The organism is Caballeronia sp. LjRoot34, assembly GCF_964253815.1.
In the GTDB taxonomy this organism is placed as follows: domain Bacteria; phylum Pseudomonadota; class Gammaproteobacteria; order Burkholderiales; family Burkholderiaceae; genus Caballeronia.
Genome location: NZ_CAXUSB020000001.1, coordinates 3,935,254 through 3,956,871, shown reverse-complemented (window position 1 = coordinate 3,956,871; position 21,618 = coordinate 3,935,254). Strand labels below are relative to the sequence as shown.

The 21,618-nt window shown below is 57.3% G+C and carries 35 protein-coding genes; 33 read left to right on the top strand and 2 right to left on the bottom strand.

All coding sequences use genetic code 11. The annotated features are described in order from the left end of the window. Positions 1 to 38 precede the first annotated feature (38 nt). The 32 genes from tuf (at position 39) to dsbD (ending at position 18,397) form a co-directional block, all read left to right on the top strand. Entirely contained in the window at positions 39 to 1,229 is a 1,191-nt protein-coding gene (gene tuf / locus ACSQ36_RS17840; RefSeq protein WP_031361585.1) for an elongation factor Tu, read from the top strand. Between the two features lie 136 nt (positions 1,230 to 1,365). After that, on the top strand, positions 1,366 to 1,677 hold the full coding sequence (rpsJ, locus tag ACSQ36_RS17835) for a 30S ribosomal protein S10 (RefSeq protein WP_031361584.1): 312 nt from the start codon (positions 1,366 to 1,368) through the stop codon (positions 1,675 to 1,677). A gap of 199 nt (positions 1,678 to 1,876) precedes the next feature. After that, positions 1,877 to 2,536 carry a 50S ribosomal protein L3 gene (gene rplC, locus ACSQ36_RS17830; RefSeq protein ID WP_062091252.1) on the top strand — a complete coding sequence of 220 codons (660 nt, stop codon included), beginning with the start codon at positions 1,877 to 1,879 and terminating at the stop codon, positions 2,534 to 2,536. Next, on the top strand, positions 2,536 to 3,156 hold the full coding sequence (rplD, locus tag ACSQ36_RS17825; protein WP_031361582.1) for a 50S ribosomal protein L4: 621 nt from the start codon (positions 2,536 to 2,538) through the stop codon (positions 3,154 to 3,156). The genes rplC and rplD overlap by 1 nt, the downstream gene beginning before the upstream one ends. Further along, positions 3,153 to 3,467: a 50S ribosomal protein L23 gene (gene rplW, locus ACSQ36_RS17820; protein ID WP_031361581.1), complete on the top strand. Its 315-nt coding sequence runs from the start codon at positions 3,153 to 3,155 to the stop codon at positions 3,465 to 3,467. The genes rplD and rplW overlap by 4 nt, the downstream gene beginning before the upstream one ends. Before the next feature lie 2 nt (positions 3,468 to 3,469). Next, complete coding sequence (gene rplB / locus ACSQ36_RS17815; RefSeq protein WP_158934179.1) at positions 3,470 to 4,297, top strand: 50S ribosomal protein L2; 828 nt, start codon at positions 3,470 to 3,472, stop codon at positions 4,295 to 4,297. 10 nt (positions 4,298 to 4,307) lie between these two features. Continuing rightward, positions 4,308 to 4,583 (top strand): 30S ribosomal protein S19, encoded by a 276-nt coding sequence (rpsS, locus tag ACSQ36_RS17810; RefSeq protein WP_031361579.1) that lies wholly within the window; start codon positions 4,308 to 4,310, stop codon positions 4,581 to 4,583. Between the two features lie 12 nt (positions 4,584 to 4,595). Further along, complete coding sequence (gene rplV, locus ACSQ36_RS17805; protein ID WP_031361578.1) at positions 4,596 to 4,925, top strand: 50S ribosomal protein L22; 330 nt, start codon at positions 4,596 to 4,598, stop codon at positions 4,923 to 4,925. 11 nt (positions 4,926 to 4,936) lie between these two features. Beyond that, entirely contained in the window at positions 4,937 to 5,755 is an 819-nt protein-coding gene (gene rpsC, locus ACSQ36_RS17800) for a 30S ribosomal protein S3 (protein ID WP_031361577.1), read from the top strand. A 2-nt stretch (positions 5,756 to 5,757) separates the two neighbouring features. After that, on the top strand, positions 5,758 to 6,174 hold the full coding sequence (gene rplP / locus ACSQ36_RS17795) for a 50S ribosomal protein L16 (protein ID WP_031361576.1): 417 nt from the start codon (positions 5,758 to 5,760) through the stop codon (positions 6,172 to 6,174). A gap of 9 nt (positions 6,175 to 6,183) precedes the next feature. After that, positions 6,184 to 6,378, top strand: a complete 195-nt coding sequence (gene rpmC, locus ACSQ36_RS17790) for a 50S ribosomal protein L29 (RefSeq protein WP_031361575.1) — start codon at positions 6,184 to 6,186, stop codon at positions 6,376 to 6,378. Continuing rightward, positions 6,375 to 6,647: a 30S ribosomal protein S17 gene (rpsQ, locus tag ACSQ36_RS17785; RefSeq protein WP_213767105.1), complete on the top strand. Its 273-nt coding sequence runs from the start codon at positions 6,375 to 6,377 to the stop codon at positions 6,645 to 6,647. The genes rpmC and rpsQ overlap by 4 nt, the downstream gene beginning before the upstream one ends. A 289-nt stretch (positions 6,648 to 6,936) precedes the next feature. Beyond that, the gene (rplN, locus tag ACSQ36_RS17780) at positions 6,937 to 7,305 is read left to right on the top strand and encodes a 50S ribosomal protein L14 (RefSeq protein ID WP_006052212.1); all 369 of its coding nucleotides are present in this window, start codon (positions 6,937 to 6,939) and stop codon (positions 7,303 to 7,305) included. A 9-nt stretch (positions 7,306 to 7,314) separates the two neighbouring features. Continuing rightward, on the top strand, positions 7,315 to 7,623 hold the full coding sequence (rplX, locus tag ACSQ36_RS17775) for a 50S ribosomal protein L24 (RefSeq protein ID WP_436182858.1): 309 nt from the start codon (positions 7,315 to 7,317) through the stop codon (positions 7,621 to 7,623). A gap of 13 nt (positions 7,624 to 7,636) precedes the next feature. After that, positions 7,637 to 8,176 carry a 50S ribosomal protein L5 gene (gene rplE, locus ACSQ36_RS17770; RefSeq protein ID WP_031361571.1) on the top strand — a complete coding sequence of 180 codons (540 nt, stop codon included), beginning with the start codon at positions 7,637 to 7,639 and terminating at the stop codon, positions 8,174 to 8,176. 7 nt (positions 8,177 to 8,183) lie between these two features. Next, a complete protein-coding gene (gene rpsN, locus ACSQ36_RS17765; RefSeq protein WP_031361570.1) occupies positions 8,184 to 8,489 on the top strand; it encodes a 30S ribosomal protein S14 in 306 nt (101 codons plus the stop codon). Between the two features lie 14 nt (positions 8,490 to 8,503). Further along, complete coding sequence (gene rpsH, locus ACSQ36_RS17760) at positions 8,504 to 8,899, top strand: 30S ribosomal protein S8 (RefSeq protein ID WP_031361569.1); 396 nt, start codon at positions 8,504 to 8,506, stop codon at positions 8,897 to 8,899. 19 nt (positions 8,900 to 8,918) lie between these two features. Beyond that, on the top strand, positions 8,919 to 9,452 hold the full coding sequence (gene rplF, locus ACSQ36_RS17755; RefSeq protein ID WP_213767107.1) for a 50S ribosomal protein L6: 534 nt from the start codon (positions 8,919 to 8,921) through the stop codon (positions 9,450 to 9,452). Between the two features lie 12 nt (positions 9,453 to 9,464). Continuing rightward, positions 9,465 to 9,830, top strand: coding sequence for a 50S ribosomal protein L18 (rplR, locus tag ACSQ36_RS17750; RefSeq protein WP_089162634.1), 366 nt, complete (start codon positions 9,465 to 9,467; stop codon positions 9,828 to 9,830). A 14-nt stretch (positions 9,831 to 9,844) separates the two neighbouring features. Next, positions 9,845 to 10,363 carry a 30S ribosomal protein S5 gene (gene rpsE / locus ACSQ36_RS17745; RefSeq protein WP_031361566.1) on the top strand — a complete coding sequence of 173 codons (519 nt, stop codon included), beginning with the start codon at positions 9,845 to 9,847 and terminating at the stop codon, positions 10,361 to 10,363. Between the two features lie 14 nt (positions 10,364 to 10,377). Then, the gene (gene rpmD / locus ACSQ36_RS17740) at positions 10,378 to 10,560 is read left to right on the top strand and encodes a 50S ribosomal protein L30 (RefSeq protein WP_047845343.1); all 183 of its coding nucleotides are present in this window, start codon (positions 10,378 to 10,380) and stop codon (positions 10,558 to 10,560) included. 29 nt (positions 10,561 to 10,589) lie between these two features. Then, positions 10,590 to 11,024 (top strand): 50S ribosomal protein L15, encoded by a 435-nt coding sequence (rplO, locus tag ACSQ36_RS17735; RefSeq protein WP_213767108.1) that lies wholly within the window; start codon positions 10,590 to 10,592, stop codon positions 11,022 to 11,024. A 44-nt stretch (positions 11,025 to 11,068) separates the two neighbouring features. Beyond that, the gene (secY, locus tag ACSQ36_RS17730; protein WP_213767109.1) at positions 11,069 to 12,415 is read left to right on the top strand and encodes a preprotein translocase subunit SecY; all 1,347 of its coding nucleotides are present in this window, start codon (positions 11,069 to 11,071) and stop codon (positions 12,413 to 12,415) included. A gap of 8 nt (positions 12,416 to 12,423) precedes the next feature. After that, the gene (gene infA, locus ACSQ36_RS17725) at positions 12,424 to 12,642 is read left to right on the top strand and encodes a translation initiation factor IF-1 (RefSeq protein ID WP_047845346.1); all 219 of its coding nucleotides are present in this window, start codon (positions 12,424 to 12,426) and stop codon (positions 12,640 to 12,642) included. Positions 12,643 to 12,662: 20 nt separating this feature from the next. Further along, complete coding sequence (gene rpmJ / locus ACSQ36_RS17720) at positions 12,663 to 12,779, top strand: 50S ribosomal protein L36 (protein ID WP_004199844.1); 117 nt, start codon at positions 12,663 to 12,665, stop codon at positions 12,777 to 12,779. A gap of 41 nt (positions 12,780 to 12,820) precedes the next feature. Next, a complete protein-coding gene (gene rpsM, locus ACSQ36_RS17715) occupies positions 12,821 to 13,186 on the top strand; it encodes a 30S ribosomal protein S13 (protein WP_213767110.1) in 366 nt (121 codons plus the stop codon). 28 nt (positions 13,187 to 13,214) lie between these two features. Next, entirely contained in the window at positions 13,215 to 13,619 is a 405-nt protein-coding gene (rpsK, locus tag ACSQ36_RS17710) for a 30S ribosomal protein S11 (protein WP_006052224.1), read from the top strand. A 158-nt stretch (positions 13,620 to 13,777) separates the two neighbouring features. Next, a complete protein-coding gene (rpsD, locus tag ACSQ36_RS17705) occupies positions 13,778 to 14,401 on the top strand; it encodes a 30S ribosomal protein S4 (RefSeq protein WP_031361561.1) in 624 nt (207 codons plus the stop codon). A 125-nt stretch (positions 14,402 to 14,526) separates the two neighbouring features. After that, a complete protein-coding gene (locus ACSQ36_RS17700) occupies positions 14,527 to 15,504 on the top strand; it encodes a DNA-directed RNA polymerase subunit alpha (protein WP_031361560.1) in 978 nt (325 codons plus the stop codon). Positions 15,505 to 15,646: 142 nt separating this feature from the next. Beyond that, entirely contained in the window at positions 15,647 to 16,042 is a 396-nt protein-coding gene (gene rplQ / locus ACSQ36_RS17695; RefSeq protein WP_213767111.1) for a 50S ribosomal protein L17, read from the top strand. Positions 16,043 to 16,197: 155 nt separating this feature from the next. After that, complete coding sequence (gene cutA / locus ACSQ36_RS17690; RefSeq protein WP_213767112.1) at positions 16,198 to 16,554, top strand: divalent-cation tolerance protein CutA; 357 nt, start codon at positions 16,198 to 16,200, stop codon at positions 16,552 to 16,554. Positions 16,555 to 16,597: 43 nt separating this feature from the next. Further along, positions 16,598 to 18,397 carry a protein-disulfide reductase DsbD gene (dsbD, locus tag ACSQ36_RS17685; RefSeq protein ID WP_436183209.1) on the top strand — a complete coding sequence of 600 codons (1,800 nt, stop codon included), beginning with the start codon at positions 16,598 to 16,600 and terminating at the stop codon, positions 18,395 to 18,397. A gap of 185 nt (positions 18,398 to 18,582) precedes the next feature. Here dsbD and hemB read toward each other — a convergent pair whose 3' ends face one another. Continuing rightward, positions 18,583 to 19,584: a porphobilinogen synthase gene (gene hemB / locus ACSQ36_RS17680; RefSeq protein WP_213767114.1), complete on the bottom strand. Its 1,002-nt coding sequence runs from the start codon at positions 19,582 to 19,584 to the stop codon at positions 18,583 to 18,585. Positions 19,585 to 19,898: 314 nt separating this feature from the next. Continuing rightward, on the bottom strand, positions 19,899 to 20,564 hold the full coding sequence (gene yihA, locus ACSQ36_RS17675) for a ribosome biogenesis GTP-binding protein YihA/YsxC (protein ID WP_213767115.1): 666 nt from the start codon (positions 20,562 to 20,564) through the stop codon (positions 19,899 to 19,901). A gap of 311 nt (positions 20,565 to 20,875) precedes the next feature. On the opposite strand from yihA, the gene ACSQ36_RS17670 reads away from it, so the two are divergent. Beyond that, complete coding sequence (locus ACSQ36_RS17670; protein WP_299699862.1) at positions 20,876 to 21,544, top strand: c-type cytochrome; 669 nt, start codon at positions 20,876 to 20,878, stop codon at positions 21,542 to 21,544. Positions 21,545 to 21,618 lie beyond the last annotated feature (74 nt).

Below are 21,618 nucleotides of genomic sequence, written 5' to 3'. Positions count from 1 at the left end.
AGTCTTTAACCGATCAACAAATTTGAAAGAAGGTAATCATGGCAAAAGGTAAATTCGAACGGACCAAGCCGCACGTCAACGTAGGCACGATTGGTCACGTCGACCATGGCAAGACCACGCTGACGGCAGCAATCGCGACGGTGTTGTCGAAGAAGTTTGGCGGCGAAGCGAAGGCGTATGACCAGATCGATGCAGCGCCGGAAGAAAAGGCACGTGGTATTACGATCAACACGGCACACGTCGAGTACGAAACGGCAGCGCGTCACTACGCGCACGTTGACTGCCCGGGACACGCCGACTATGTGAAGAACATGATTACGGGTGCAGCGCAGATGGACGGCGCAATCCTGGTGTGTTCGGCTGCAGACGGCCCGATGCCGCAAACGCGTGAGCACATTCTGTTGGCTCGCCAGGTTGGCGTGCCGTACATCATCGTGTTCCTGAACAAGTGCGACATGGTGGACGACGCCGAGTTGCTGGAACTCGTTGAAATGGAAGTGCGTGAGCTTCTGGTGAAGTATGACTTCCCGGGCGACGAGACGCCGATCATCAAGGGTTCGGCCAAACTGGCGCTGGAAGGCGACACGGGCGAGCTGGGCGAAGTGGCGATCATGAACCTGGCCGATGCACTGGACACGTACATCCCGACGCCGGAGCGCGCCATCGACGGTTCGTTCCTGATGCCGGTGGAAGACGTGTTCTCGATCTCGGGTCGCGGCACGGTGGTGACGGGTCGTATCGAGCGCGGTGTGGTTAAGGTCGGCGAAGAAATCGAAATCATCGGCATCAAGCCGACGGTGAAGACGACGTGCACGGGCGTGGAAATGTTCCGCAAGCTGCTGGACCAAGGTCAAGCGGGCGACAACGTGGGTATTCTGTTGCGCGGCACGAAGCGTGAAGACGTGGAACGTGGCCAGGTGTTGGCTAAGCCGGGTTCGATCACGCCGCACACGCACTTCACGGCAGAAGTGTATGTGTTGAGCAAGGACGAAGGCGGTCGTCACACGCCGTTCTTCAACAACTATCGTCCGCAGTTCTACTTCCGTACCACGGACGTAACGGGTTCGATCGAGTTGCCGAAGGACAAGGAAATGGTCATGCCGGGCGACAACGTGTCGATCACGGTGAAGCTGATCGCTCCGATCGCGATGGAAGAAGGTCTGCGCTTCGCTATCCGTGAAGGCGGTCGTACCGTCGGCGCGGGTGTCGTCGCCAAGGTTCTCGCGTAAAATCCTGAGCTTGCTTCAAAAGCTGTAGTTTGTAGTCGTGCCCGGAGCCGGGCGCACGTGCCTTACGCGTGCTCGGCTCCTTGCTCTTTTACCAAATCGACGGTGCAACATCGTCTCGTTCTTTCAAGGAATTGTCATGGCAAACCAGAAAATCCGCATTCGCCTGAAGGCTTTCGACTATCGTCTGATCGATCAATCGGCAGCTGAAATTGTCGATACGGCTAAGCGGACTGGCGCAATCGTACGTGGTCCGGTGCCGCTGCCGACCCGTATCCAACGTTTTGACATTCTGCGTTCGCCGCACGTCAACAAGACGTCGCGCGATCAGCTCGAAATCCGCACCCACCAGCGCCTGATGGACATCGTCGATCCGACGGACAAGACCGTTGACGCGTTGATGAAGCTCGACTTGCCGGCTGGCGTCGATGTGGAAATCAAGTTGCAATAAGTTTCACCCGGCGCCGCTCTCGCGAGGAGTGGCGCTAAGTCTTTGATTGCTTGCGGAAAACGAAAAGCCTTGTTATACTCCAAGGCTTTTCGCGCATTTGCGCAAAAAAGTCGGTGCGATTCTCGTGAAGTTGTTCACCTGAGCGACCGGCATTTTGTAAATCAGCCCCGACCAATCGCAGTTGGGAATGGAGAAAACGATGAGCCTTGGACTCGTAGGTCGCAAGGTTGGCATGACCCGTATCTTTACGCCTGAAGGGGATTCGATTCCCGTCACCGTATTGGACGTGTCGGACAACCGAGTGACGCAGATCAAGTCTGTAGAAACGGATGGTTACATCGCCGTTCAAGTTGCATTCGGCACTCGCCGCGCATCGCGCGTGACGAAGCCGCTGGCAGGTCACCTTGCCAAAGCCGGCGTACAAGCTGGTGAAGTTCTCAAAGAATTCCAGATCGATTCCGCTAAGGCTGCCGAGTTGTCGAACGGTACCGTGATCGGTACGGACATCTTCGAAGTAGGCCAGAAAGTCGACGTGCAAGGCGTGTCGATCGGTAAGGGCTACGCCGGTACCATCAAGCGTCACAACTTCGCTTCGGGTCGCGCATCGCACGGTAACTCGCGTTCGCACAACGTCCCTGGTTCGATCGGTATGGCGCAGGATCCGGGTCGTGTTTTCCCGGGTAAGCGCATGACGGGTCACATGGGCGACGAAACGGTTACGGTGCAAAACCTTGTGATCGCTCGTATCGACACTGACCGTCATCTGTTGCTGGTCCGTGGCGCTGTTCCTGGCGCTAAGGGCGGCAAGGTCTTCGTGACGCCGGCTGTCAAGGCACGCGCTGTGAAAGGAGCGAAATAATGGAACTTAAGCTCCTGAGCGCCAATGGTCAGGAAGGCACGGGTGTGAACGCATCGGACGTCGTGTTCGGTCGCGATTACAACGAAGCCCTGATCCATCAGGTCGTCACGGCCTATCAAGCCAACGCACGTAGCGGTAATCGCGCGCAGAAGGATCGTGAGCAAGTCAAGCACACGACCAAGAAGCCGTGGCGTCAAAAGGGTACGGGCCGCGCTCGTGCCGGTATGTCGTCGAGCCCGTTGTGGCGCGGCGGTGGCCGTATCTTCCCGAATTCGCCGGAAGAAAACTTTTCGCACAAGGTCAACAAGAAGATGCATCGCGCAGGCCTCTGCTCGATCTATTCGCAGCTGGCTCGTGAAGGTCGCATCGTGGTCGTCGACGAGATGACCCTTGAAGCGCCGAAGACCAAGCTGTTGGCCGAAAAATTCAAGGCAATGGGTCTCGAGTCCGTCCTGGTCATTACTGACACGGTCGACGAAAACCTGTACCTCGCGTCGCGCAATCTGGCCCACGTGGCCGTTGTCGAGCCGCGTTACGCCGACCCGCTCTCGTTGATCTACTTCAAGAAGATCGTGATTACGAAGGCTGCGGTCGCCCAGATCGAGGAGTTGCTGTCATGAGCGAGATTCGCAAGAACGATCATCGTTTGATGCAGGTCCTGCTCGCGCCGGTGATCTCCGAAAAGGCGACGCTGGTGGCCGACAAGAACGAGCAAGTTGTGTTCGAAGTCGCGCCCGATGCCACGAAGCAGGAAGTCAAGGCTGCTGTCGAGCTGCTGTTCAAGGTAGAAGTCAATTCCGTCAATGTGCTGGTCACGAAGGGTAAAGCCAAGCGCTTTGGCCGCTTCATGGGCAAGCGCAAAGACGTGAAGAAGGCGTATGTCTGCCTGAAGCCCGGCCAGGAAATCAACTTTGAAGCGGAGGCCAAGTAATCATGGCAATCGTAAAAGTTAAGCCGACTTCGCCGGGTCGCCGCGCGATGGTCAAGGTGGTCAACAAGGATCTGTACAAGGGCAAGCCGCACGCAGCGCTGCTCGACTCACAGTCCGTGACTGCCGGCCGGAATAACTCCGGTCGTATCACCGTCCGTCACAAGGGTGGTGGTCACAAGCAACAGTATCGTATCGTCGACTTCCGTCGCATCAAGGACGGCATTCCGGCAAAGATCGAACGTCTTGAGTACGATCCGAACCGTAGCGCGAACATCGCGCTGGTTCTGTACGCAGACGGCGAGCGCACGTACATCATCGCTCCGAAGGGTGCGACGGTGGGTCAAGCGTTGATGTCCGGTTCGGAAGCGCCGATCCGCTCGGGTAACACCTTGCCGATCCGCAACATTCCGGTCGGTACGACGATTCACTGCGTCGAGATGTTGCCGGGCAAGGGTGCGCAAATGGCGCGTTCGGCTGGTACGTCCGCGATGCTGCTGGCTCGCGAAGGCACGTACGCTCAGGTTCGCCTGCGTTCGGGTGAAATTCGCCGTGTGCACGTTGAGTGCCGCGCGACGATTGGTGAAGTTGGCAACGAAGAGCATAGCCTCCGTCAAATCGGTAAGGCTGGTGCTAACCGCTGGCGCGGCATCCGCCCGACGGTGCGTGGCGTTGCAATGAACCCGGTTGATCACCCGCACGGTGGTGGTGAAGGTAAGACGGCAGCAGGTCGCGATCCGGTCAGCCCGTGGGGAACCCCGGCTAAGGGTTATCGTACACGCAGCAACAAGCGCACGACGACGATGATCGTTCAGCGCCGTCACAAGCGCTAAGGAGTAAGCAATGGCACGTTCTGTTAAAAAAGGTCCGTTCTGCGACGCTCATTTGCTGAAGAAGGTTGAGGCTGCCGCAGCTGCGCGTGACAAGAAGCCGATCAAGACCTGGTCGCGTCGTTCGACGATCCTGCCGGACTTCATCGGTCTGACGATCGCCGTACATAACGGCCGTCAACACGTCCCGGTTTATGTTTCGGAAAACATGGTCGGCCACAAACTTGGCGAGTTCGCATTGACCCGTACGTTCAAGGGTCATGCAGCCGACAAGAAGGCCAAGAAATAAGGGGCTATCAAGATGGAAGTAAAAGCTATTCATCGCGGTGCCCGCATCTCGGCGCAGAAAACGCGCCTTGTGGCTGACCAGATCCGTGGTTTGCCGGTCGACAAGGCGTTGAACGTTCTTACGTTCTCGCCGAAGAAGGCGGCGGGTATTGTCAAGAAGGTCGTGCTGTCAGCGATCGCGAATGCGGAACACAACGAAGGCGCCGACATCGACGAGCTCAAAGTAACGAGCATCATGGTCGACAAGGCAGCTTCCCTGAAGCGATTCACCGCGCGCGCAAAAGGCCGTGGTAACCGTATCGAGAAGCAATCCTGTCACATCACTGTGACAGTCGGGAATTAAGGAGCCATACGATGGGACAAAAAATTCATCCGACAGGCTTCCGTCTGGCTGTCAGCCGAAATTGGGCGTCGCGTTGGTACGCGAACAACACCAATTTCGCATCGATGCTGCAGGAAGACATCGGCGTTCGTGAATACCTGAAGAAGAAGCTGAAAAACGCTTCGGTAGGTCGGGTTGTCATCGAGCGTCCGGCGAAGAATGCACGTATCACGATTTACAGCTCGCGTCCGGGCGTAGTGATCGGCAAGAAGGGCGAGGATATCGAACTGTTGAAGACGGAACTGCAACGCCGCATGGGCGTTCCGGTCCACGTCAACATCGAAGAAATCCGTAAGCCGGAAACCGATGCGCAACTGATCGCCGACTCGATCACGCAGCAACTCGAGCGCCGGATCATGTTCCGCCGCGCGATGAAGCGTGCGATGCAAAACGCCATGCGTCTGGGTGCTCAAGGCATCAAGATCATGAGCGCTGGCCGGTTGAACGGTATCGAAATCGCTCGTACGGAGTGGTATCGCGAAGGTCGCGTTCCGCTTCACACGCTGCGTGCTGATATCGACTACGCAACGTCGGAAGCGAAGACGACCTACGGCATCATCGGCGTCAAAGTGTGGGTCTACAAGGGCGACACGCTGGGCCGCAATGATGCACCGGTAGTCGAAGAAGTAGCCGAAGACAAGCGTCCGCGCCGCAACGCACGTCCGGGTGGCGATCGCCGTCCGCGTCGTGATGGTGAAGGTGGTGGTCCGGCAAACGCAGGTGCGCGCCGTGGTGCAGGCGCTCCCCGTCGTGCTGGCGGTGCCGGCGGCGACGGGAAGACTGGAGAATAACGATGCTGCAACCGAAACGCAGAAAGTATCGCAAAGAGCAAAAGGGTCGTAACACCGGCAAGGCGACGCGCGGCAACGCAGTGTCGTTCGGTGAATATGGTCTGAAAGCTATCGGTCGCGGCCGTTTGACCGCGCGCCAAATCGAAGCGGCGCGTCGTGCAATGACGCGTCACATTAAACGTGGCGGCCGTATCTGGATCCGCATTTTCCCGGACAAGCCGATCTCGCAAAAGCCGGCTGAAGTACGGATGGGTAACGGTAAAGGTAACCCTGAGTACTACGTCGCAGAGATTCAACCGGGCAAGATGTTGTATGAAATGGACGGTGTTACTGAAGAGTTGGCACGTGAAGCGTTCCGTCTGGCTGCAGCTAAGCTGCCGCTGAAGACGTACTTCGTTTCACGCCAGCTCGGCGCCTAAGGAGCAATGATGAAGGCTTCCGAACTTCACCAGAAAGACCAGGCTGGGCTCAATCAAGAGCTGACGGACCTGCTGAAGGCGCAATTCGGCCTGCGCATGCAACTCGCGACCCAGCAATTGACCAACAACAGTCAATTGAAGAAGGTTCGTCGCGACATCGCTCGTGTGCGGACCGTCCTGACTGAGAAGGCGAACCAGAAATGAACGATAGCGTAAAAACCTCGCTCAAGCGGACGCTGGTCGGCAAGGTCGTCAGCAACAAGATGGAAAAGACGGTCACCGTGCTGGTTGAGCATCGCGTAAAGCATCCGATCTACGGCAAGTACGTCGTACGGTCGAAGAAGTACCACGCTCACGACGACGCGAACACGTACAACGAAGGCGATCTCGTCGAGATCCAGGAAACCCGTCCGATTTCGAAGACGAAAGCCTGGGTTGTGTCGAAGTTGCTTGAGACGGCTCGCGTAATCTAAGCGTCAAAAAGCGGTAAAAGAAGTATCGCAGTAACTTTCGCTTGCCAGACCGAAATTATGCGTTATAATTTCGGTCTTCCCTCTTTGTGGGAGCCCCATCGCGGGCGAAGTTGGTGGGGGAAGCCAGTGCAGGCGCCAAGCTTGTGCTGACAGATTCACCGGATTGCGATGGCGGGTTTCGTCTGCCCTCGCTGCCTGTTCTAACCCAAGCAGCCACCAGGCTGACGGGACCAAGACTGACCGGTTAAGCCATGGTGGCGTAACTGGATTAAGTTGGGAAAGATAAACCATGATTCAGACCGAAACTCGGCTTGAAGTTGCCGACAACACAGGTGCACGTGAAGTGATGTGCATCAAGGTGCTCGGCGGCTCGAAGCGTCGTTACGCTAGCATTGGCGACATCATCAAGGTGACCGTCAAAGAAGCAACGCCGCGCGGACGCGTGAAGAAGGGCGAAATCTACAACGCTGTGGTCGTTCGTACGGCCAAGGGCGTGCGCCGCCAGGACGGCTCGCTGATCAAGTTCGACGGTAATGCCGCCGTACTTTTGAATGCCAAGCTCGAGCCTATCGGTACGCGTATTTTCGGACCGGTTACGCGTGAATTGCGTAGTGAACGATTTATGAAGATCGTTTCGCTCGCGCCGGAAGTGCTGTAAGGAGTCGCGATGAACAAGATTCGCAAAGGTGACGAGGTTCTCGTCATCACTGGCAAAGACAAAGGCAAGCGCGGTATCGTGCTGTCCGTTGGGGACGAACGTGTGACGGTCGAGGGTATCAACCTCGTCAAGAAGCATGTGAAGCCAAACCCGATGAAGGGTACGACGGGCGGCGTAGAAGCCAAGACGATGCCCTTGCATATTTCGAACGTCGCATTGGTCGACGCGAATGGCAAGGCGTCGCGTGTGGGCATCAAGGTCGAGAACGACAAGAAGGTACGCTTCTTGAAGTCGACCGGTGCCACGCTTAGCGTCTGACGCGGAGTAAAAAATGGCACGTCTGCATGAGTTTTATAAAGAAAAAGTTGTACCCGGCCTCGTTGAGAAGTTCGGCTACAAGTCCGTAATGGAAGTGCCGCGCATTACCAAGATCACCCTGAATATGGGTCTTGGTGAAGCCGTCGCCGACAAGAAGATCATCGAAAACGCCGTTGGCGACCTGACGAAGATTGCTGGCCAAAAGCCGGTTATCACGAAGGCACGCAAGGCTATCGCTGGCTTCAAGATTCGTCAGGGCTACCCGATCGGCGCGATGGTTACGCTGCGCGGCCAGGCCATGTACGAATTTCTCGATCGTTTCGTGACGGTTGCGCTCCCCCGGGTTCGTGACTTCCGCGGTGTATCGGGTCGTGCGTTCGACGGTCGCGGCAACTACAACATCGGTGTGAAAGAGCAGATCATTTTCCCCGAGATCGATTACGACAAGATCGACGCGCTTCGTGGGCTGAATATCAGCATCACGACGACCGCGAAGACTGACGATGAAGCAAAGGCACTGCTCGCCAGCTTCAAGTTCCCGTTCAGAAACTGAGGTTACCGTGGCTAAACTGGCACTGATCGAACGTGAAAAGAAGCGTGCTCGCCTGGCTGCAAAGTACGCTCCCAAGCGTACGGCGCTGAAGGCGGTCATTGATGACGCGAGCAAGTCGGACGAAGAGCGTTATGCCGCTCGTCTCGAACTGCAACAACTGCCCCGCAACTCGAACCCCACTCGCAAGCGTAACCGCTGCGCGATCACGGGTCGTCCGCGTGGCACGTTCCGCAAATTCGGATTGGCACGCAGCAAGATTCGCGAAATCGCTTTCCGCGGCGAAATCCCTGGCCTGACCAAGGCGAGCTGGTAATAGGAGATATCTAAATGAGTATGAGTGATCCTATCGCCGATATGCTGACTCGCATCCGCAATGCGCAGATGGTTGAGAAAGTATCGGTGACAATGCCCTCGTCGAAAGTCAAGGTTGCGATTGCGCAGGTTTTGAAGGACGAAGGTTATATCGACGATTTCGCAGTGAAGTCTGAAGGTGCGAAGTCGGAATTGAATATCGCGTTGAAGTACTACGCTGGCCGTCCGGTTATTGAGCGCATTGAACGCGTTTCGAAGCCTGGTCTGCGTGTGTATCGCGGTCGTAACGACATTCCGGTTGTCATGAACGGTCTTGGCGTTGCAATCGTGTCGACGCCCCAGGGTGTGATGACCGACCGCAAGGCGCGCCAGACCGGCGTCGGCGGCGAAGTCCTCTGCTACGTCGCTTAAGCCGAAAAGGAGAAGAAACATGTCTCGAGTAGGTAAAAGCCCGATTACGCTGCCGCAAGGCGCGGAAGTGGCCTTTAGCGGCGAAGTAATCACCGTCAAGGGCCCGCTGGGTACGATTACGCAAGCGGCCAACCCGCTTGTTACGGTAGCAAACGACAACGGCACGCTCAACTTCGCACCGGCTGATGAAAGCCGTGAAGCGAATGCGATGTCGGGCACGATGCGCGCCCTCGTGGCGAACATGGTGAATGGCGTTACGAAGGGTTTCGAGCGCAAGCTGACGCTGGTTGGCGTTGGTTATCGCGCGCAGGCGCAGGGCGACAAGCTGAATCTGTCGCTGGGTTTCTCGCACCCCGTGGTGCACTCGATGCCGGAAGGCGTCAAAGTTGAAACCCCGACGCAAACCGAAATCGTGATCAAGGGGATCGACAAGCAGAAAGTTGGCCAGGTCGCTGCGGAAGTTCGCGGTTACCGTCCGCCGGAGCCCTACAAGGGCAAGGGCGTGCGCTACTTCGGCGAAGTCGTACTCCTCAAAGAAACGAAGAAGAAGTAAGGGTGCGCAATCATGGATAAGACTCAATCTCGCCTGCGCCGCGCTAAACAGACGCGCGTCAAGATCGCTGAGCTGCAGGTCGCACGTCTGGCTGTGCATCGCACGAACACGCATATCTATGCGCAAGTGTTCTCGCCGTGCGGCACCAAGGTGCTGGCTAGCGCGTCGACGCTCGAAGCTGAAGTGCGTGCCGAACTGGCCGACAAGTCGGGTAAGGGCGGCAACGTCAATGCTGCGATCGCTGTCGGTAAGCGTATTGCTGAAAAAGCCAAGGCAGCCGGCGTCGAATCCGTCGCCTTCGACCGTTCAGGTTTCCGTTACCACGGCCGCGTGAAAGCGCTGGCTGATGCGGCACGCGAAGCCGGACTCAAGTTCTAAGGGAAGAATTCGTCATGGCAAAGATGCAAGCGAATGTGAAGGCTGAAGAACGCGACGACGGCCTCCGTGAAAAGATGATCGCGGTCAATCGCGTGACCAAGGTGGTGAAGGGCGGCCGGATTCTCGGTTTTGCCGCACTGACCGTGGTTGGCGATGGCGATGGCCGCATCGGCATGGGCAAGGGCAAAGCGAAGGAAGTTCCGGTTGCTGTTCAAAAGGCAATGGAACAAGCACGCCGCAACATGTTCAAGGTACCGTTGAAGAACGGTACGCTGCAACACGAAGTGCATGGTAAGCATGGCGCATCCGCAGTTCTTCTGGCTCCGGCCAAGGATGGTACGGGTGTTATCGCCGGCGGCCCAATGCGCGCAGTGTTCGACGTGATGGGCGTTCAAAACGTTGTGGCGAAGAGCCACGGTTCGACGAATCCGTACAACCTCGTTCGTGCAACGCTCGACGGTCTGCGCAAGCAGTCCACGCCGGGTGATATCGCGGCGAAGCGCGGCAAGTCCGTCGAAGATATTTTGGGCTAAGCCAGGTGGTCACCATGTCTGATAAAACTGTCAAGGTTCAGCTCGTGAAGAGCCTGATTGGGACCCGTGAAACGCACCGTGCAACGGTGCGTGGTCTGGGCCTGCGCCGACTCAACTCGGTTAGCGAACTGCAGGACACGCCGGCAGTGCGCGGGATGATCAACAAGGTCTCGTACCTTGTCAAAGTCCTCAGCTAAGCGGCTGACCAGGGATCAAGGAGTTGAATATGGATTTGAATAACCTTAAGCCGGCAGAAGGCGCGAAGCACGCAAAGCGTCGCGTTGGCCGCGGTATCGGTTCCGGCCTGGGCAAGACTGCAGGTCGCGGTCACAAAGGTCAGAAATCGCGTTCGGGCGGCTTTCATAAAGTCGGCTTCGAAGGCGGTCAGATGCCTTTGCAACGTCGTCTGCCGAAGCGTGGTTTCAGCTCGCTGACGCATGAGTTCGTGGGCGAAGTGCGTTTGTCGGATCTCGAGAAGCTGCCGGTCGACGAAGTCGATTTGCTGGCTTTGAAGCAAGCCGGTCTGGTTGGTGTGCTCATTACGAGCGCACGGATCATCAAGACGGGCGAACTGACGCGCAAGATCACGGTCAAGGGCCTCATCGCTACGAAGGGTGCCCGTGCTGCGATTGAAGCCGCTGGCGGCTCGTTCGCTGAGTAACGAGCGCATGTTGTCGTTGTTAGCGAAAGCATCGGAGAAGGTTCTTGGCTAATAGCCCGAGTCTCGCAAAATCCGGTCGAAGCGCTGCGAAGTTCGGCGATCTGCGTCGGCGTGCAATGTTCTTGCTGCTGGCGCTGATCGTCTACCGTATCGGTGCGCATATTCCGGTACCGGGTATCGACCCGGATCAGCTGGCGAAGCTTTTCCAGAGCCAGTCAGGCGGCATTCTTGGCATGTTCAACATGTTCTCGGGTGGCGCACTGTCCAGGTTCACGATCTTCGCGCTTGGGATCATGCCGTACATCTCGGCGTCGATCATCATGCAGCTGCTGTCGATCGTTTCGCCGCAAATGGAAGCGCTGAAGAAAGAAGGGCAGGCGGGGCAGCGGAAGATTACGCAGTACACGCGTTACTTCACGGTTGTTCTGGCTACGTTTCAAGCATTCGGCATTGCGGTGGCGCTGGAAAATCAGGCTGGGCTCGTTATTGATCCAGGCATGGTGTTCCGGTTGACGACAGTCGTGACGCTGGTGACCGGCACGATGTTCCTGATGTGGCTGGGTGAGCAGATCACGGAACGCGGACTGGGTAACGGTATCTCGATCATCATTTTCGGCGGTATCGCGGCGGGTTTCCCGAACGCGATCGGTGGTCTCTTCGAACTGGTTCGCACCGGTTCCATGAGTATCATCTCGGCGATTATTGTCGTCGTGCTGATTGCGGCGGTCACGTTCGTGGTGGTGTTCATCGAACGCGGTCAGCGCAAGATCCTCGTGAATTACGCGAAGCGTCAGGTCGGAAACAAGATTTATGGCGGTCAGTCGTCGCATTTGCCGCTGAAGTTGAATATGTCGGGCGTGATTCCGCCGATCTTTGCGTCGTCGATCATCCTGTTCCCGGCAACTATCCTGAACTGGTTTAGTTCGGGTACGCGGACCGGCTGGTTTGCGAACACGCTGCATAGCGTTGCTGAGGCTCTGAAGCCTGGTCAACCGGTGTATGTGTTGCTGTACGCAATGGCGATCGTTTTCTTCTGCTTCTTCTACACCGCGTTGGTGTTCAACAGCAGAGAGACGGCCGACAACCTGAAGAAAAGCGGTGCCTTCGTTCCCGGGATTCGTCCTGGTGACCAGACGGCTCGGTATATTGATCGGATCCTCACGCGTTTGACGCTGGCCGGTGCGATCTACATCGTGTTCGTTTGCTTGCTGCCGGAATTTCTGGTGCTGCGTTGGAACGTACCGTTTTATTTCGGTGGAACGTCGCTGCTGATCATTGTCGTGGTCACGATGGATTTCATGGCGCAGGTGCAGTCCTACGTTATGTCGCAACAGTATGAATCGCTGCTCAAGAAGGCCAACTTCAAAGGCAGTAACGTCCCTATGCGCTAATAAGGACTATGGCCAAAGACGATGTAATCCAGATGCAGGGTGAGGTGGTTGAAAACCTTCCCAATGCTACTTTCCGGGTTAGGTTGGAAAATGGCCATGTGGTTCTTGGGCACATATCCGGGAAGATGCGGATGCATTACATCCGCATTCTTCCAGGCGACAAGGTAACGGTTGAATTGACGCCTTACGATCTGTCTCGTGCACGGATCGTGTTCCGGGCGAAGTGATTTGAAAAAAGGGTAATATCATGAAAGTGATGGCATCGGTTAAGCGCATTTGCCGCAATTGCAAGATCATCAAGCGCAAGGGCGTTGTGCGCGTGATTTGCAGCTCTGATCCGCGCCACAAACAGCGTCAAGGCTGAACGCCGCGCTTTTGCTTGCGCTTTTTGTTTGAGGAAAAACAATGGCTCGTATCGCAGGGGTTAACATCCCGAATCACCAGCATACTGAAATCGGCCTCACGGCAATTTTCGGTATCGGTCGCACGCGCGCTCGCAACATTTGCGTAGCGTCTGGTGTGGAATTTTCGAAGAAGGTCAAAGACCTCGACGACGCAGACCTCGAAAAGCTGCGAGAAGAAGTAGGTAAGTTCATCGTCGAAGGCGACCTGCGTCGCGAAGTGACGATGAACATCAAGCGCCTGATGGACCTGGGCTGCTATCGTGGCGTGCGCCATCGCAAGGGCTTGCCCATGCGTGGTCAGCGCACACGTACGAATGCCCGTACCCGTAAGGGTCCGCGTCGTGCAGCGCAATCGCTGAAGAAGTAAGCGGAATTGATAGTTACAGGAAAACGTAATGGCTAAGGCTTCGAACAACTCCGCGGCGCAACGCGTTCGCAAGAAGGTAAAGAAGAACGTCGCCGAGGGCGTAGTTCACGTTCACGCGTCGTTCAACAACACCATCATCACGATCACCGATCGCCAAGGCAATGCACTCGCCTGGGCAACGTCGGGTGGCCAGGGCTTCAAGGGTTCGCGTAAATCGACTCCCTTTGCTGCTCAGGTTGCAGCTGAATCGGCTGGTCGCGTGGCGATGGAATACGGCGTGAAGAACCTCGAAGTGCGGATCAAGGGCCCCGGTCCTGGCCGTGAATCGGCGGTGCGTGCGCTGCATGGTCTTGGCATCAAGATCACCGCAATCTCCGACGTGACACCGGTTCCGCATAACGGTTGCCGTCCGCCGAAGCGTCGTCGGATCTAAGACGTCGCGTAGCGCCTTGACCTGTTGACGCTCGCGCGTCGACAGGTTGCTTGCGTTATGGAATCAGCGTTAAGAATACTGACTAAGCCCACCGTTCGATCCATCGAGTTCGAACTAGCGCGAACGACCTTCGCGTGATCAATTATTAAGGATGCAAAGTGGCACGTTATACCGGTCCTAAAGCAAAGCTGTCCCGCCGTGAAGGTACTGATCTTTTCCTGAAGAGCGCACGCCGCTCCCTCGCCGACAAGTGCAAGCTCGATAGCAAGCCGGGTCAGCATGGCCGCACGTCTGGCGCTCGTACGTCCGACTACGGTACGCAGTTGCGCGAAAAGCAAAAAGTGAAGCGTATTTACGGCGTGCTCGAACGTCAGTTCCGCCGTTACTTCGCTGAAGCCGATCGCCGCAAGGGCCCGACGGGCGAAAACCTGCTGCAATTGCTTGAGTCGCGTCTCGACAACGTCGTGTATCGCATGGGCTTCGGCTCGACGCGTGCTGAAGCGCGTCAACTGGTCGGTCACAAGTCGATCACGGTGAACGGCGTTGTGAACAACATCCCGTCGATGCAAGTCAAGGCTGGTGACGTGGTTGCTGTTCGCGAACAGTCGAAGAAGCAAGTGCGGATTCTGGAAGCGCTGAATCTGGCCGAGCAAGGCGGAATGCCGAGCTGGGTTGCGGTCGATGCCAAGAAGTTCGAAGGCACGTTCAAGTCGATGCCGGAACGCAGCGATATCGCTGGCGACATCAACGAAAGCCTGATCGTCGAATTGTATTCGCGGTAAATCGGATTAACGGCCGGGGAGCCCTGATTGCCGAAGGCAAGGGGCTACCTCGGCTGTCTATTTTCGGGTTGTCACCGGTCAGCCTTATCGGCGTAACGAGCCGAGGGTATTGAAAAGGAAAACCTATGCAAACCAGTTTGTTGAAGCCCAAGATTATTGCAGTTGAATCGCTTGGCGACAGTCACGCGAAAGTGGTCATGGAGCCGTTCGAACGCGGTTATGGTCACACCTTGGGTAACGCGCTTCGGCGTGTGCTGTTGTCGTCGATGATTGGTTATGCGCCGACCGAAGTGACGATTGCTGGCGTCGTGCATGAATATTCTACGCTCGACGGCGTGCAAGAAGATGTGGTCAACCTGCTGTTGAATTTGAAGGGCGTCGTTTTCAAGCTGCATAACCGCGATGAAGTCACGGTTACGCTGCGCAAGGAAGGCGAAGGCGTTGTCACGGCCGGCGATATCGAACTCGCGCACGATTGCGAAGTTATCAATCCGGATCACGTGATTGCGCATCTGTCGAAGGGCGGCAAGCTCGACGTTCAGATCAAGATCGAAAAAGGCCGCGGTTATGTGCCGGGCAATGTGCGCCGTTATGGCGAAGATTCGGCGAAGATCATTGGCCGTATCGTGCTTGACGCGTCGTTCTCGCCGGTGCTCCGCGTGAGCTACGCCGTTGAAAGCGCTCGCGTTGAGCAGCGTACCGACCTCGACAAGCTCGTGATGAACATTGAAACCAACGGCGTGATTTCGCCCGAGGAAGCAATTCGTCAATCGGCTCGTATCCTGGTCGACCAGTTGTCGGTATTTGCCGCACTGGAAGGCACGGAAGCAGCGGCAGAAGCACCGTCGCGCGCGCCGCAGATCGATCCGATCCTGTTGCGTCCGGTGGACGATCTCGAACTGACGGTTCGTTCCGCGAACTGCCTGAAGGCCGAGAACATCTATTACATCGGCGATTTGATTCAACGCACGGAAAACGAATTGCTCAAGACGCCTAATCTCGGTCGCAAATCGCTGAACGAGATCAAGGAAGTCCTGGCTTCGCGTGGTCTGACGTTGGGTATGAAACTCGAAAACTGGCCGCCGGCTGGTCTCGACAAGTAAGGTTCAAGCAGTACGCTTGACTGGCAAAGATGCGGATTTTCCTTTAAAATCCGCATCTTGCTTTTTCTACGACCGGCCCGTGCGCTCAAAAGAGACGCAATAGAAGAGCTGGATCTAAACTTGTTTAATTAGGAAATTCAAAATGCGCCATAAACATGGTTTGCGGAAACTGAACCGCACGAGCAGCCACCGTCTGGCTATGCTCCGTAATATGTCGAACTCGCTGATCGCGCACGAAGTCATCAAGACGACGCTGCCGAAAGCTAAAGAACTCCGTAAAGTTGTCGAACCGCTGATCACGCTCGGCAAGAAGCCGTCGCTGGCAAATCGTCGTCTGGCGTTCAACCGCCTGCGCGATCGTGACTCCGTCGCGAAGCTGTTCGAAGTGCTCGGCCCGCGCTTTGAAAAGCGTCCGGGTGGATATCTGAGCATCCTGAAGTTCGGCTTCCGTAATGGTGACAACGCGCCGATGGCGCTGGTCATGCTGATGGATCGTCCGGAACTCGCCGACGGCGACGACGTGCAAGAAGCTGAATAAGCTAGCACGCTGTTGATCGAAAAAGGCCAAGCTTTTGCTTGGCCTTTTTGTATTGTGCACGGGGTTTGAATTGCTGGTAGCCAACGCTTGCGCCGCGGGTCATAGGCCAATTGGCTGAATGCGGGTTGTCGACGGGCAGTGCTAGGATTGCGTGAATGTCCATCGTATCGGAGCTTTCCGTGAACACGCCCGTTGTCCTCGTTCTTACGACATTGCCCGACAGCGAGGCGGCGTCAGCGCTCGCGCAACAAGTGATAGACACACGGCTTGCCGCCTGTGTGACGGAGTTCGGCATGGTCAAGTCGCGGTATCGGTGGAACGGTAAGGTTGAGGCCGCCGAGGAGCTTCAGCTTCTGTTCAAGACGAGCCTCGCACGCAGCGACGAACTGACGCGTTTTATCGAAGCGAATCATCCTTATGAAACACCTGAAATTGTCTCGTGGCAGGCGGATGCATCGGCTGCTTATGGGCAATGGATCACCGCGGAAACTCAACGTCCTCTTAATGTTTAAGCCCTTTGCCTTCTCCGCGCGCCGGCCGCTCGACGCAGTGCTCATGCTGGTGTCGTGCTTCGTGCTGTTGCTCTGCTCGATCTCGCCGGGCCACGCCGCCGACGACTTTCTCGACCCGGCGGTCGCGTTCAAATTCAGCGCCACGGAGAAACCGGGCGAGATCGACGTGCGATATAAGGTCGCAGATGGGTATTACATGTACCGTGAGCGTTTTGCGTTTGCGGTGAAGAATGGCACGGCGACGCTTGGCGAACCGCAATTACCCGCAGGCAAGGTTCACTTCGATCAGACGTTCAACAAGGACGTGGAAACGTATCGCGGCGAACTTGTGATCCGGATTCCGGTGAAGCAGGCCTCCGGCCCCTTTGATGTTGCCGTCACGTCGCAGGGTTGTGCCGACCAGGGCATTTGTTATCCGCCGATGGAGCGCGTTTACCATGTAAGCGGAGCCGCGCTGCAAGCCGCCAATGTCAGTGGTCAGGCACTATCGGCCAGCACCAGTGAAGTGCCTTGGTACGAACGCGCGACCAACGCTGACTACGCGCAATCCTTGCTCGAAAGCGGAGGCTTTTTCGCGATCATCGGCTTGTACTTCGTGGCGGGTGTCGTGTTGAGCTTGCTGCCTTGCTCTTACCCGATGATTCCCATTCTTTCGGCGATCATTATTGGTGAGGGCGCTCGCGTGACTCGGTCGCGAGGGTTCGGGTTATCGGCGGCGTATGTGCTTGGCATGGCGCTCGTCTACACGGCGCTAGGCGTGCTCGCCGCGATGATCGGGCAGAGTCTTGGCGCGTGGCTCCAGAACCCCTGGGTGCTCGGCGCGTTCGGCGTGCTGCTGGCGGTATTCGCGCTCACGCTGATTGCCGGTGTCGATATTGCATTGCCCGCGCGCTGGCAAAACAGCGTCAATCAGGCGTCGCAGAAGCGATCGGGAGGGAAGGTTGTCGCTGTTGTCGTAATGGGCGCGTTGTCGGCGCTCGTGGTCGGAGCGTGCATGACCGCGCCGCTCTTCGCCGTGCTCGCATTCATCGCGCATACGGGCAGTGCGCTGCTCGGCGGTGCTGCGTTGTTCTCCATGGGCGTTGGGCTCGGCGTGCCGCTGCTGATCATCGGGCTTGGCGCAGGCACGCTGCTGCCGCGCGCAGGGAACTGGATGGACGGCGTGAAGGTGTTCTTTGGCGTCGTGTTGCTGGCGGCGGCATTGTGGATCGTGTGGCCAGTGCTGAGTGCGGTCGCGCAGATGGCTTTGGCAGCGTTGTGGCTGCTTATAGCGGCGGCCGCGCTGGGGCTATTTACGTCGGGTGCTGCGGTGGTGTCGATATGGCGCAAGCTAGGTCGGGGATTCGGCGCCGCGCTCGCTATCTGGGGGGCTACGTTGCTCGTCGGGCTCGCGGCGGGATCTACGGATCCGCTTCGGCCACTTGCTGTATTTACGGCGCGGACAGGTTCCGGTACCGAGGCCACCGCACAGCAATCAGCGCCAGGGGAGACTTTCGCGCCGGTCAGGTCGTCGGCGGAACTGGATCTGGCGCTCAAGGCCGCCGGGCGCCCGGCCATGCTCGATTTCTATGCCGACTGGTGCGTATCGTGCAAAGAGATGGAACATCTCACGTTCAGCGACCCGCGAGTACGCGCGCGCCTGGCGCAACTTAACCTGCTGCGCGCAGACGTCACGGCGAATAATCTCGACGATCAGGCATTGCTCAAGCGCTTCAAACTGTTCGGGCCGCCGGGCATCATCTTCTTCGACGCGCAAGGCAACGAAGTGGTGCGGGTCGTTGGATACGAGTCGGCGGATACGTTCTTGAAGAGCCTGGACAAGCTCTCCGTTCCTACGACGTGATTTTCGACGCGAGTAAATTGACGTGCGTTCGGAATCCGGACGTGCGTTGTGTTTCTCCAGTATCAGCAATTCGAGCCATCGCGCGGTCCTGACAACGCCACGACGCCAAGCAATCGGCCGACGACGCTCTCCAAGCCACGAGCCACCGCGCCACCGCGTCAACACCCTACAACTCGCCGATCCCGTTACTTCGAAGACGCTCGCAAAAGCCGTGCGGCATCCAGCGCGAAATACGTGAGCACGCCATCGGCCCCCGCGCGCTTGAATGCGAGCAGCGACTCCATGACCGCCTTGTCGTGATCGAGCCAGCCGTTTTGTGCGGCGGCCTTGATCATCGCGTACTCGCCGCTTACCTGGTACACGTAAGTCGGAAAGCGAAACTCCTCCTTCACGCGATACACGATATCCAGATACGGCATACCCGGCTTGACCATCACCATGTCCGCGCCTTCCTCGATATCCATCCGCACTTCGCGCAGGGCTTCATCGGAATTCGACGGGTCCATTTGATACGTCATTTTGTTGCTCTTGCCGAGGTTCGCAGCCGAGCCGACCGCATCGCGGAACGGGCCGTAGAACGCCGACGCGTACTTCGCAGCGTACGCCATGATCTTCGTGTGGATGTGTCCATCGCTCTCGAGCATTTCGCGAATTGCGCCAATCCGTCCGTCCATCATGTCCGATGGCGCAACGATATCCACGCCCGCTTCGGCCTGTGCACGTGCCTGTTCGACGAGAATTTCGCTGGTTTCGTCGTTGATGACGTAGCCATGTTCGTCGAGGACACCGTCCTGTCCGTGGCTGGTGTACGGGTCGAGCGCAACGTCAGTGAGTACGCCCAGTTCGGGAAAGTGCTTCTTCAACTCGCGCACAGCACGCGGAATCAGGCCTTCGGGGTTTGTCGCTTCGCGGCCATCCGGCGTTTTCAGCGAGGGTTCAATCGCCGGGAACAGCGAGATGACCGGCACGCCCAGTTCGACGCACTGCTCGGCCACTTTCATGAGCAAATCAACTGATGTGCGCTCTACGCCAGGCATGGGCGTAACGGCCTGACGCACGTTCGATCCCTCGACAATGAAAACGGGATAGATCAGATCGTTTGTGGTCAGCAGGTTTTCGCGCATCAGGCGGCGCGAAAAGTCGTCACGGCGCATGCGGCGCGGACGATGATGCGGATAGAAGCTCATGACTTGACTTGAGGGATGATGGATAACGCGATCAGGGGAACGGCCGCAGGCTCAACTGCCGCAACCGCCACAGGCATGGGGCAGTACCGCCTCCAGAACCATTTCGAGACAATGGTATATCATACCGATCGAGGTAGGCGCCTGGCGCCGAGCTCCCCGCTTCTCCTCCCTGAGCGGGTGCCTGTGATGATCGTAAAGGATTCGATCAGGCTGTTTGACCCGCCGTCATGCGGCGGGTTTTTTTATGCCGGCCGACTACGAATCATCTCCACATTCGCCTCAACGCCTCTCCCCAGGCGGCACTTGACCTTATTTCACTGCGCTTCGTCTTCCGGCGCGATTTCCTCGGTTGCTTTCGGAATCAGCCAGCTTTCGATTTTCTCGTGGGCTTCATCGAGCCCAACGCGCTTGAGCGCCGAGAAAAGCTGCAGCGTCAATTCGCCGCGATATCCGGCCGCCGTGTACTCCTCGAATGCTTTCTTGGTTGCGCGCAAAGTATTGATGCTTTCCTGCCGCGTCAATTTGTCGCATTTGGTCAGTAAAGCGTGAATTGGCTTTCCCGTGGGCGCAAACCACTCGAGCATGATCTTGTCGAGTTCGGTCAGCGGACGACGCGAATCCATCATCAGGATCATGCCAACCAGCTGCGCGCGGCTCTGCAAATACGTGGACAGCAACTGCTGCCAATGCAGCTTGGCGTTACCTGAAACTTCCGCGTATCCATATCCCGGCAAATCGACCACATGTGCCCTGGGCTGGTCCGCCGGGCCGATTGCAAAGTAGTTGATGTGCTGTGTGCGCCCGGGCGTCTTGCTGGCGAACGCCAGCCGCTTCTGGTTGCACAGCAGGTTGATGGCCGTCGACTTGCCCGCATTCGAGCGGCCCGCGAAAGCGATCTCCGGCTGGGGCGTCGGCGGCAGGTCCTTCAGGTGGTTGACCGTTGTAAAGAAACGGGCTTGATGGAGCAGGAATGACGACATGGGAAGACCGAAAGTGAAATTCTGTGGAAACTCGAGCTGTAAGGAGCCACTGAATACTGGGCTTGCCCCGACTGGCGTCTTTGCGTTTAGCGAGTTATTGTACAATACGACGGTTGTACGAAGACCAGCCAGGGCACGCAAGACCCAAGCGGGATAAGGAGTGAGACAGGTTTGAAGACAGATTTCAGGGCGCGCGCCGGGTGACTTTTTATCCCGTATCGAGTCCTCTGTCGGGTGTCTTGCAGTGCATCGGTAACCGTCGTTTTTTGCAGAACCTCACATTCTCACAAGACGAAAAACAGGGTACTCGAATGAACCGACTGTACAAGACTCTGATGGTCCTGGAATTAGCAGCAGCATTAGGAGCGGGGTTGGTAGGCTGGACAGTCACAGCGCAAGCGGCAGACGCGGTCACACCCGCCAAGCCTGACGTGACAAGGGGCCAGGCAATTGCCACCCAGGTTTGCGCAGCGTGTCACGGAGCAGACGGCAACAGTGCCGGCGGCGCGTTTCCGAAGCTCGCAGGCCAGCATGCCGAGTACATCGTCAAGCAGTTGAAGGATTACAAGACGCAGCCGGGCGCGAAAGAGCCGGCGCGCAAGAACCCCATCATGGCGGGCATTGCGGGCGCATTGAACGATCAGGACATGGTCAACGTGGCGGCTTATTTTGAGACGCAGAAGGCCAAACCGGGTTACGCGCGTGACAAGAACACCGTGCCAGTTGGGCAGAAGATCTACCGCGGGGGCATTGCGGACCGAGGCGTCCCGGCGTGTGCCGCGTGTCATGGTGCAACCGGCATGGGCGTGCCGGTGCAGTATCCGCGGTTGTCGGGACAATGGTCCGACTACACGGCCGCGCAACTCACAGCGTTTGCGCAGGGTACGCGCAACAACAGTGAGCCAATGCACACCATCGCACTGCGCTTGAATGAGGCGGAAGTGAAGGCGGTGGCAGACTACATTGCGGGCCTTCATTGACTGTCATTACGGACCGTCACTGACGGTCCGTAATGGTCCGAATGATCCGCCTGCAGCAAGCGCGGGTCTGCATT

Coding starts and splice junctions, on each gene's coding strand:
- rpsH (WP_031361569.1), top strand. CDS start 8,504: ATGAGTATGAGTGATCCTATCGCCGATATGCTGACTCGCATCCGCAAT.
- rplW (WP_031361581.1), top strand. CDS start 3,153: ATGAGCGAGATTCGCAAGAACGATCATCGTTTGATGCAGGTCCTGCTC.
- rpsC (WP_031361577.1), top strand. CDS start 4,937: ATGGGACAAAAAATTCATCCGACAGGCTTCCGTCTGGCTGTCAGCCGA.
- rplD (WP_031361582.1), top strand. CDS start 2,536: ATGGAACTTAAGCTCCTGAGCGCCAATGGTCAGGAAGGCACGGGTGTG.
- tuf (WP_031361585.1), top strand. CDS start 39: ATGGCAAAAGGTAAATTCGAACGGACCAAGCCGCACGTCAACGTAGGC.
- dsbD (WP_436183209.1), top strand. CDS start 16,598: ATGCTGGTGTCGTGCTTCGTGCTGTTGCTCTGCTCGATCTCGCCGGGC.
- rplE (WP_031361571.1), top strand. CDS start 7,637: ATGGCACGTCTGCATGAGTTTTATAAAGAAAAAGTTGTACCCGGCCTC.
- rpmD (WP_047845343.1), top strand. CDS start 10,378: ATGTCTGATAAAACTGTCAAGGTTCAGCTCGTGAAGAGCCTGATTGGG.
- ACSQ36_RS17700 (WP_031361560.1), top strand. CDS start 14,527: ATGCAAACCAGTTTGTTGAAGCCCAAGATTATTGCAGTTGAATCGCTT.
- ACSQ36_RS17670 (WP_299699862.1), top strand. CDS start 20,876: ATGAACCGACTGTACAAGACTCTGATGGTCCTGGAATTAGCAGCAGCA.
- yihA (WP_213767115.1), bottom strand. CDS start 20,564: ATGTCGTCATTCCTGCTCCATCAAGCCCGTTTCTTTACAACGGTCAAC.
- rplX (WP_436182858.1), top strand. CDS start 7,315: ATGAACAAGATTCGCAAAGGTGACGAGGTTCTCGTCATCACTGGCAAA.
- rplO (WP_213767108.1), top strand. CDS start 10,590: ATGGATTTGAATAACCTTAAGCCGGCAGAAGGCGCGAAGCACGCAAAG.
- rplN (WP_006052212.1), top strand. CDS start 6,937: ATGATTCAGACCGAAACTCGGCTTGAAGTTGCCGACAACACAGGTGCA.
- infA (WP_047845346.1), top strand. CDS start 12,424: ATGGCCAAAGACGATGTAATCCAGATGCAGGGTGAGGTGGTTGAAAAC.
- rpsJ (WP_031361584.1), top strand. CDS start 1,366: ATGGCAAACCAGAAAATCCGCATTCGCCTGAAGGCTTTCGACTATCGT.
- rpsS (WP_031361579.1), top strand. CDS start 4,308: ATGGCACGTTCTGTTAAAAAAGGTCCGTTCTGCGACGCTCATTTGCTG.
- rplQ (WP_213767111.1), top strand. CDS start 15,647: ATGCGCCATAAACATGGTTTGCGGAAACTGAACCGCACGAGCAGCCAC.
- rpmJ (WP_004199844.1), top strand. CDS start 12,663: ATGAAAGTGATGGCATCGGTTAAGCGCATTTGCCGCAATTGCAAGATC.
- rpmC (WP_031361575.1), top strand. CDS start 6,184: ATGAAGGCTTCCGAACTTCACCAGAAAGACCAGGCTGGGCTCAATCAA.
- rpsE (WP_031361566.1), top strand. CDS start 9,845: ATGGCAAAGATGCAAGCGAATGTGAAGGCTGAAGAACGCGACGACGGC.
- rplR (WP_089162634.1), top strand. CDS start 9,465: ATGGATAAGACTCAATCTCGCCTGCGCCGCGCTAAACAGACGCGCGTC.
- rplC (WP_062091252.1), top strand. CDS start 1,877: ATGAGCCTTGGACTCGTAGGTCGCAAGGTTGGCATGACCCGTATCTTT.
- rpsM (WP_213767110.1), top strand. CDS start 12,821: ATGGCTCGTATCGCAGGGGTTAACATCCCGAATCACCAGCATACTGAA.
- rplF (WP_213767107.1), top strand. CDS start 8,919: ATGTCTCGAGTAGGTAAAAGCCCGATTACGCTGCCGCAAGGCGCGGAA.
- cutA (WP_213767112.1), top strand. CDS start 16,198: ATGTCCATCGTATCGGAGCTTTCCGTGAACACGCCCGTTGTCCTCGTT.
- rplB (WP_158934179.1), top strand. CDS start 3,470: ATGGCAATCGTAAAAGTTAAGCCGACTTCGCCGGGTCGCCGCGCGATG.
- rplP (WP_031361576.1), top strand. CDS start 5,758: ATGCTGCAACCGAAACGCAGAAAGTATCGCAAAGAGCAAAAGGGTCGT.
- rpsQ (WP_213767105.1), top strand. CDS start 6,375: ATGAACGATAGCGTAAAAACCTCGCTCAAGCGGACGCTGGTCGGCAAG.
- hemB (WP_213767114.1), bottom strand. CDS start 19,584: ATGAGCTTCTATCCGCATCATCGTCCGCGCCGCATGCGCCGTGACGAC.
- rpsK (WP_006052224.1), top strand. CDS start 13,215: ATGGCTAAGGCTTCGAACAACTCCGCGGCGCAACGCGTTCGCAAGAAG.
- rplV (WP_031361578.1), top strand. CDS start 4,596: ATGGAAGTAAAAGCTATTCATCGCGGTGCCCGCATCTCGGCGCAGAAA.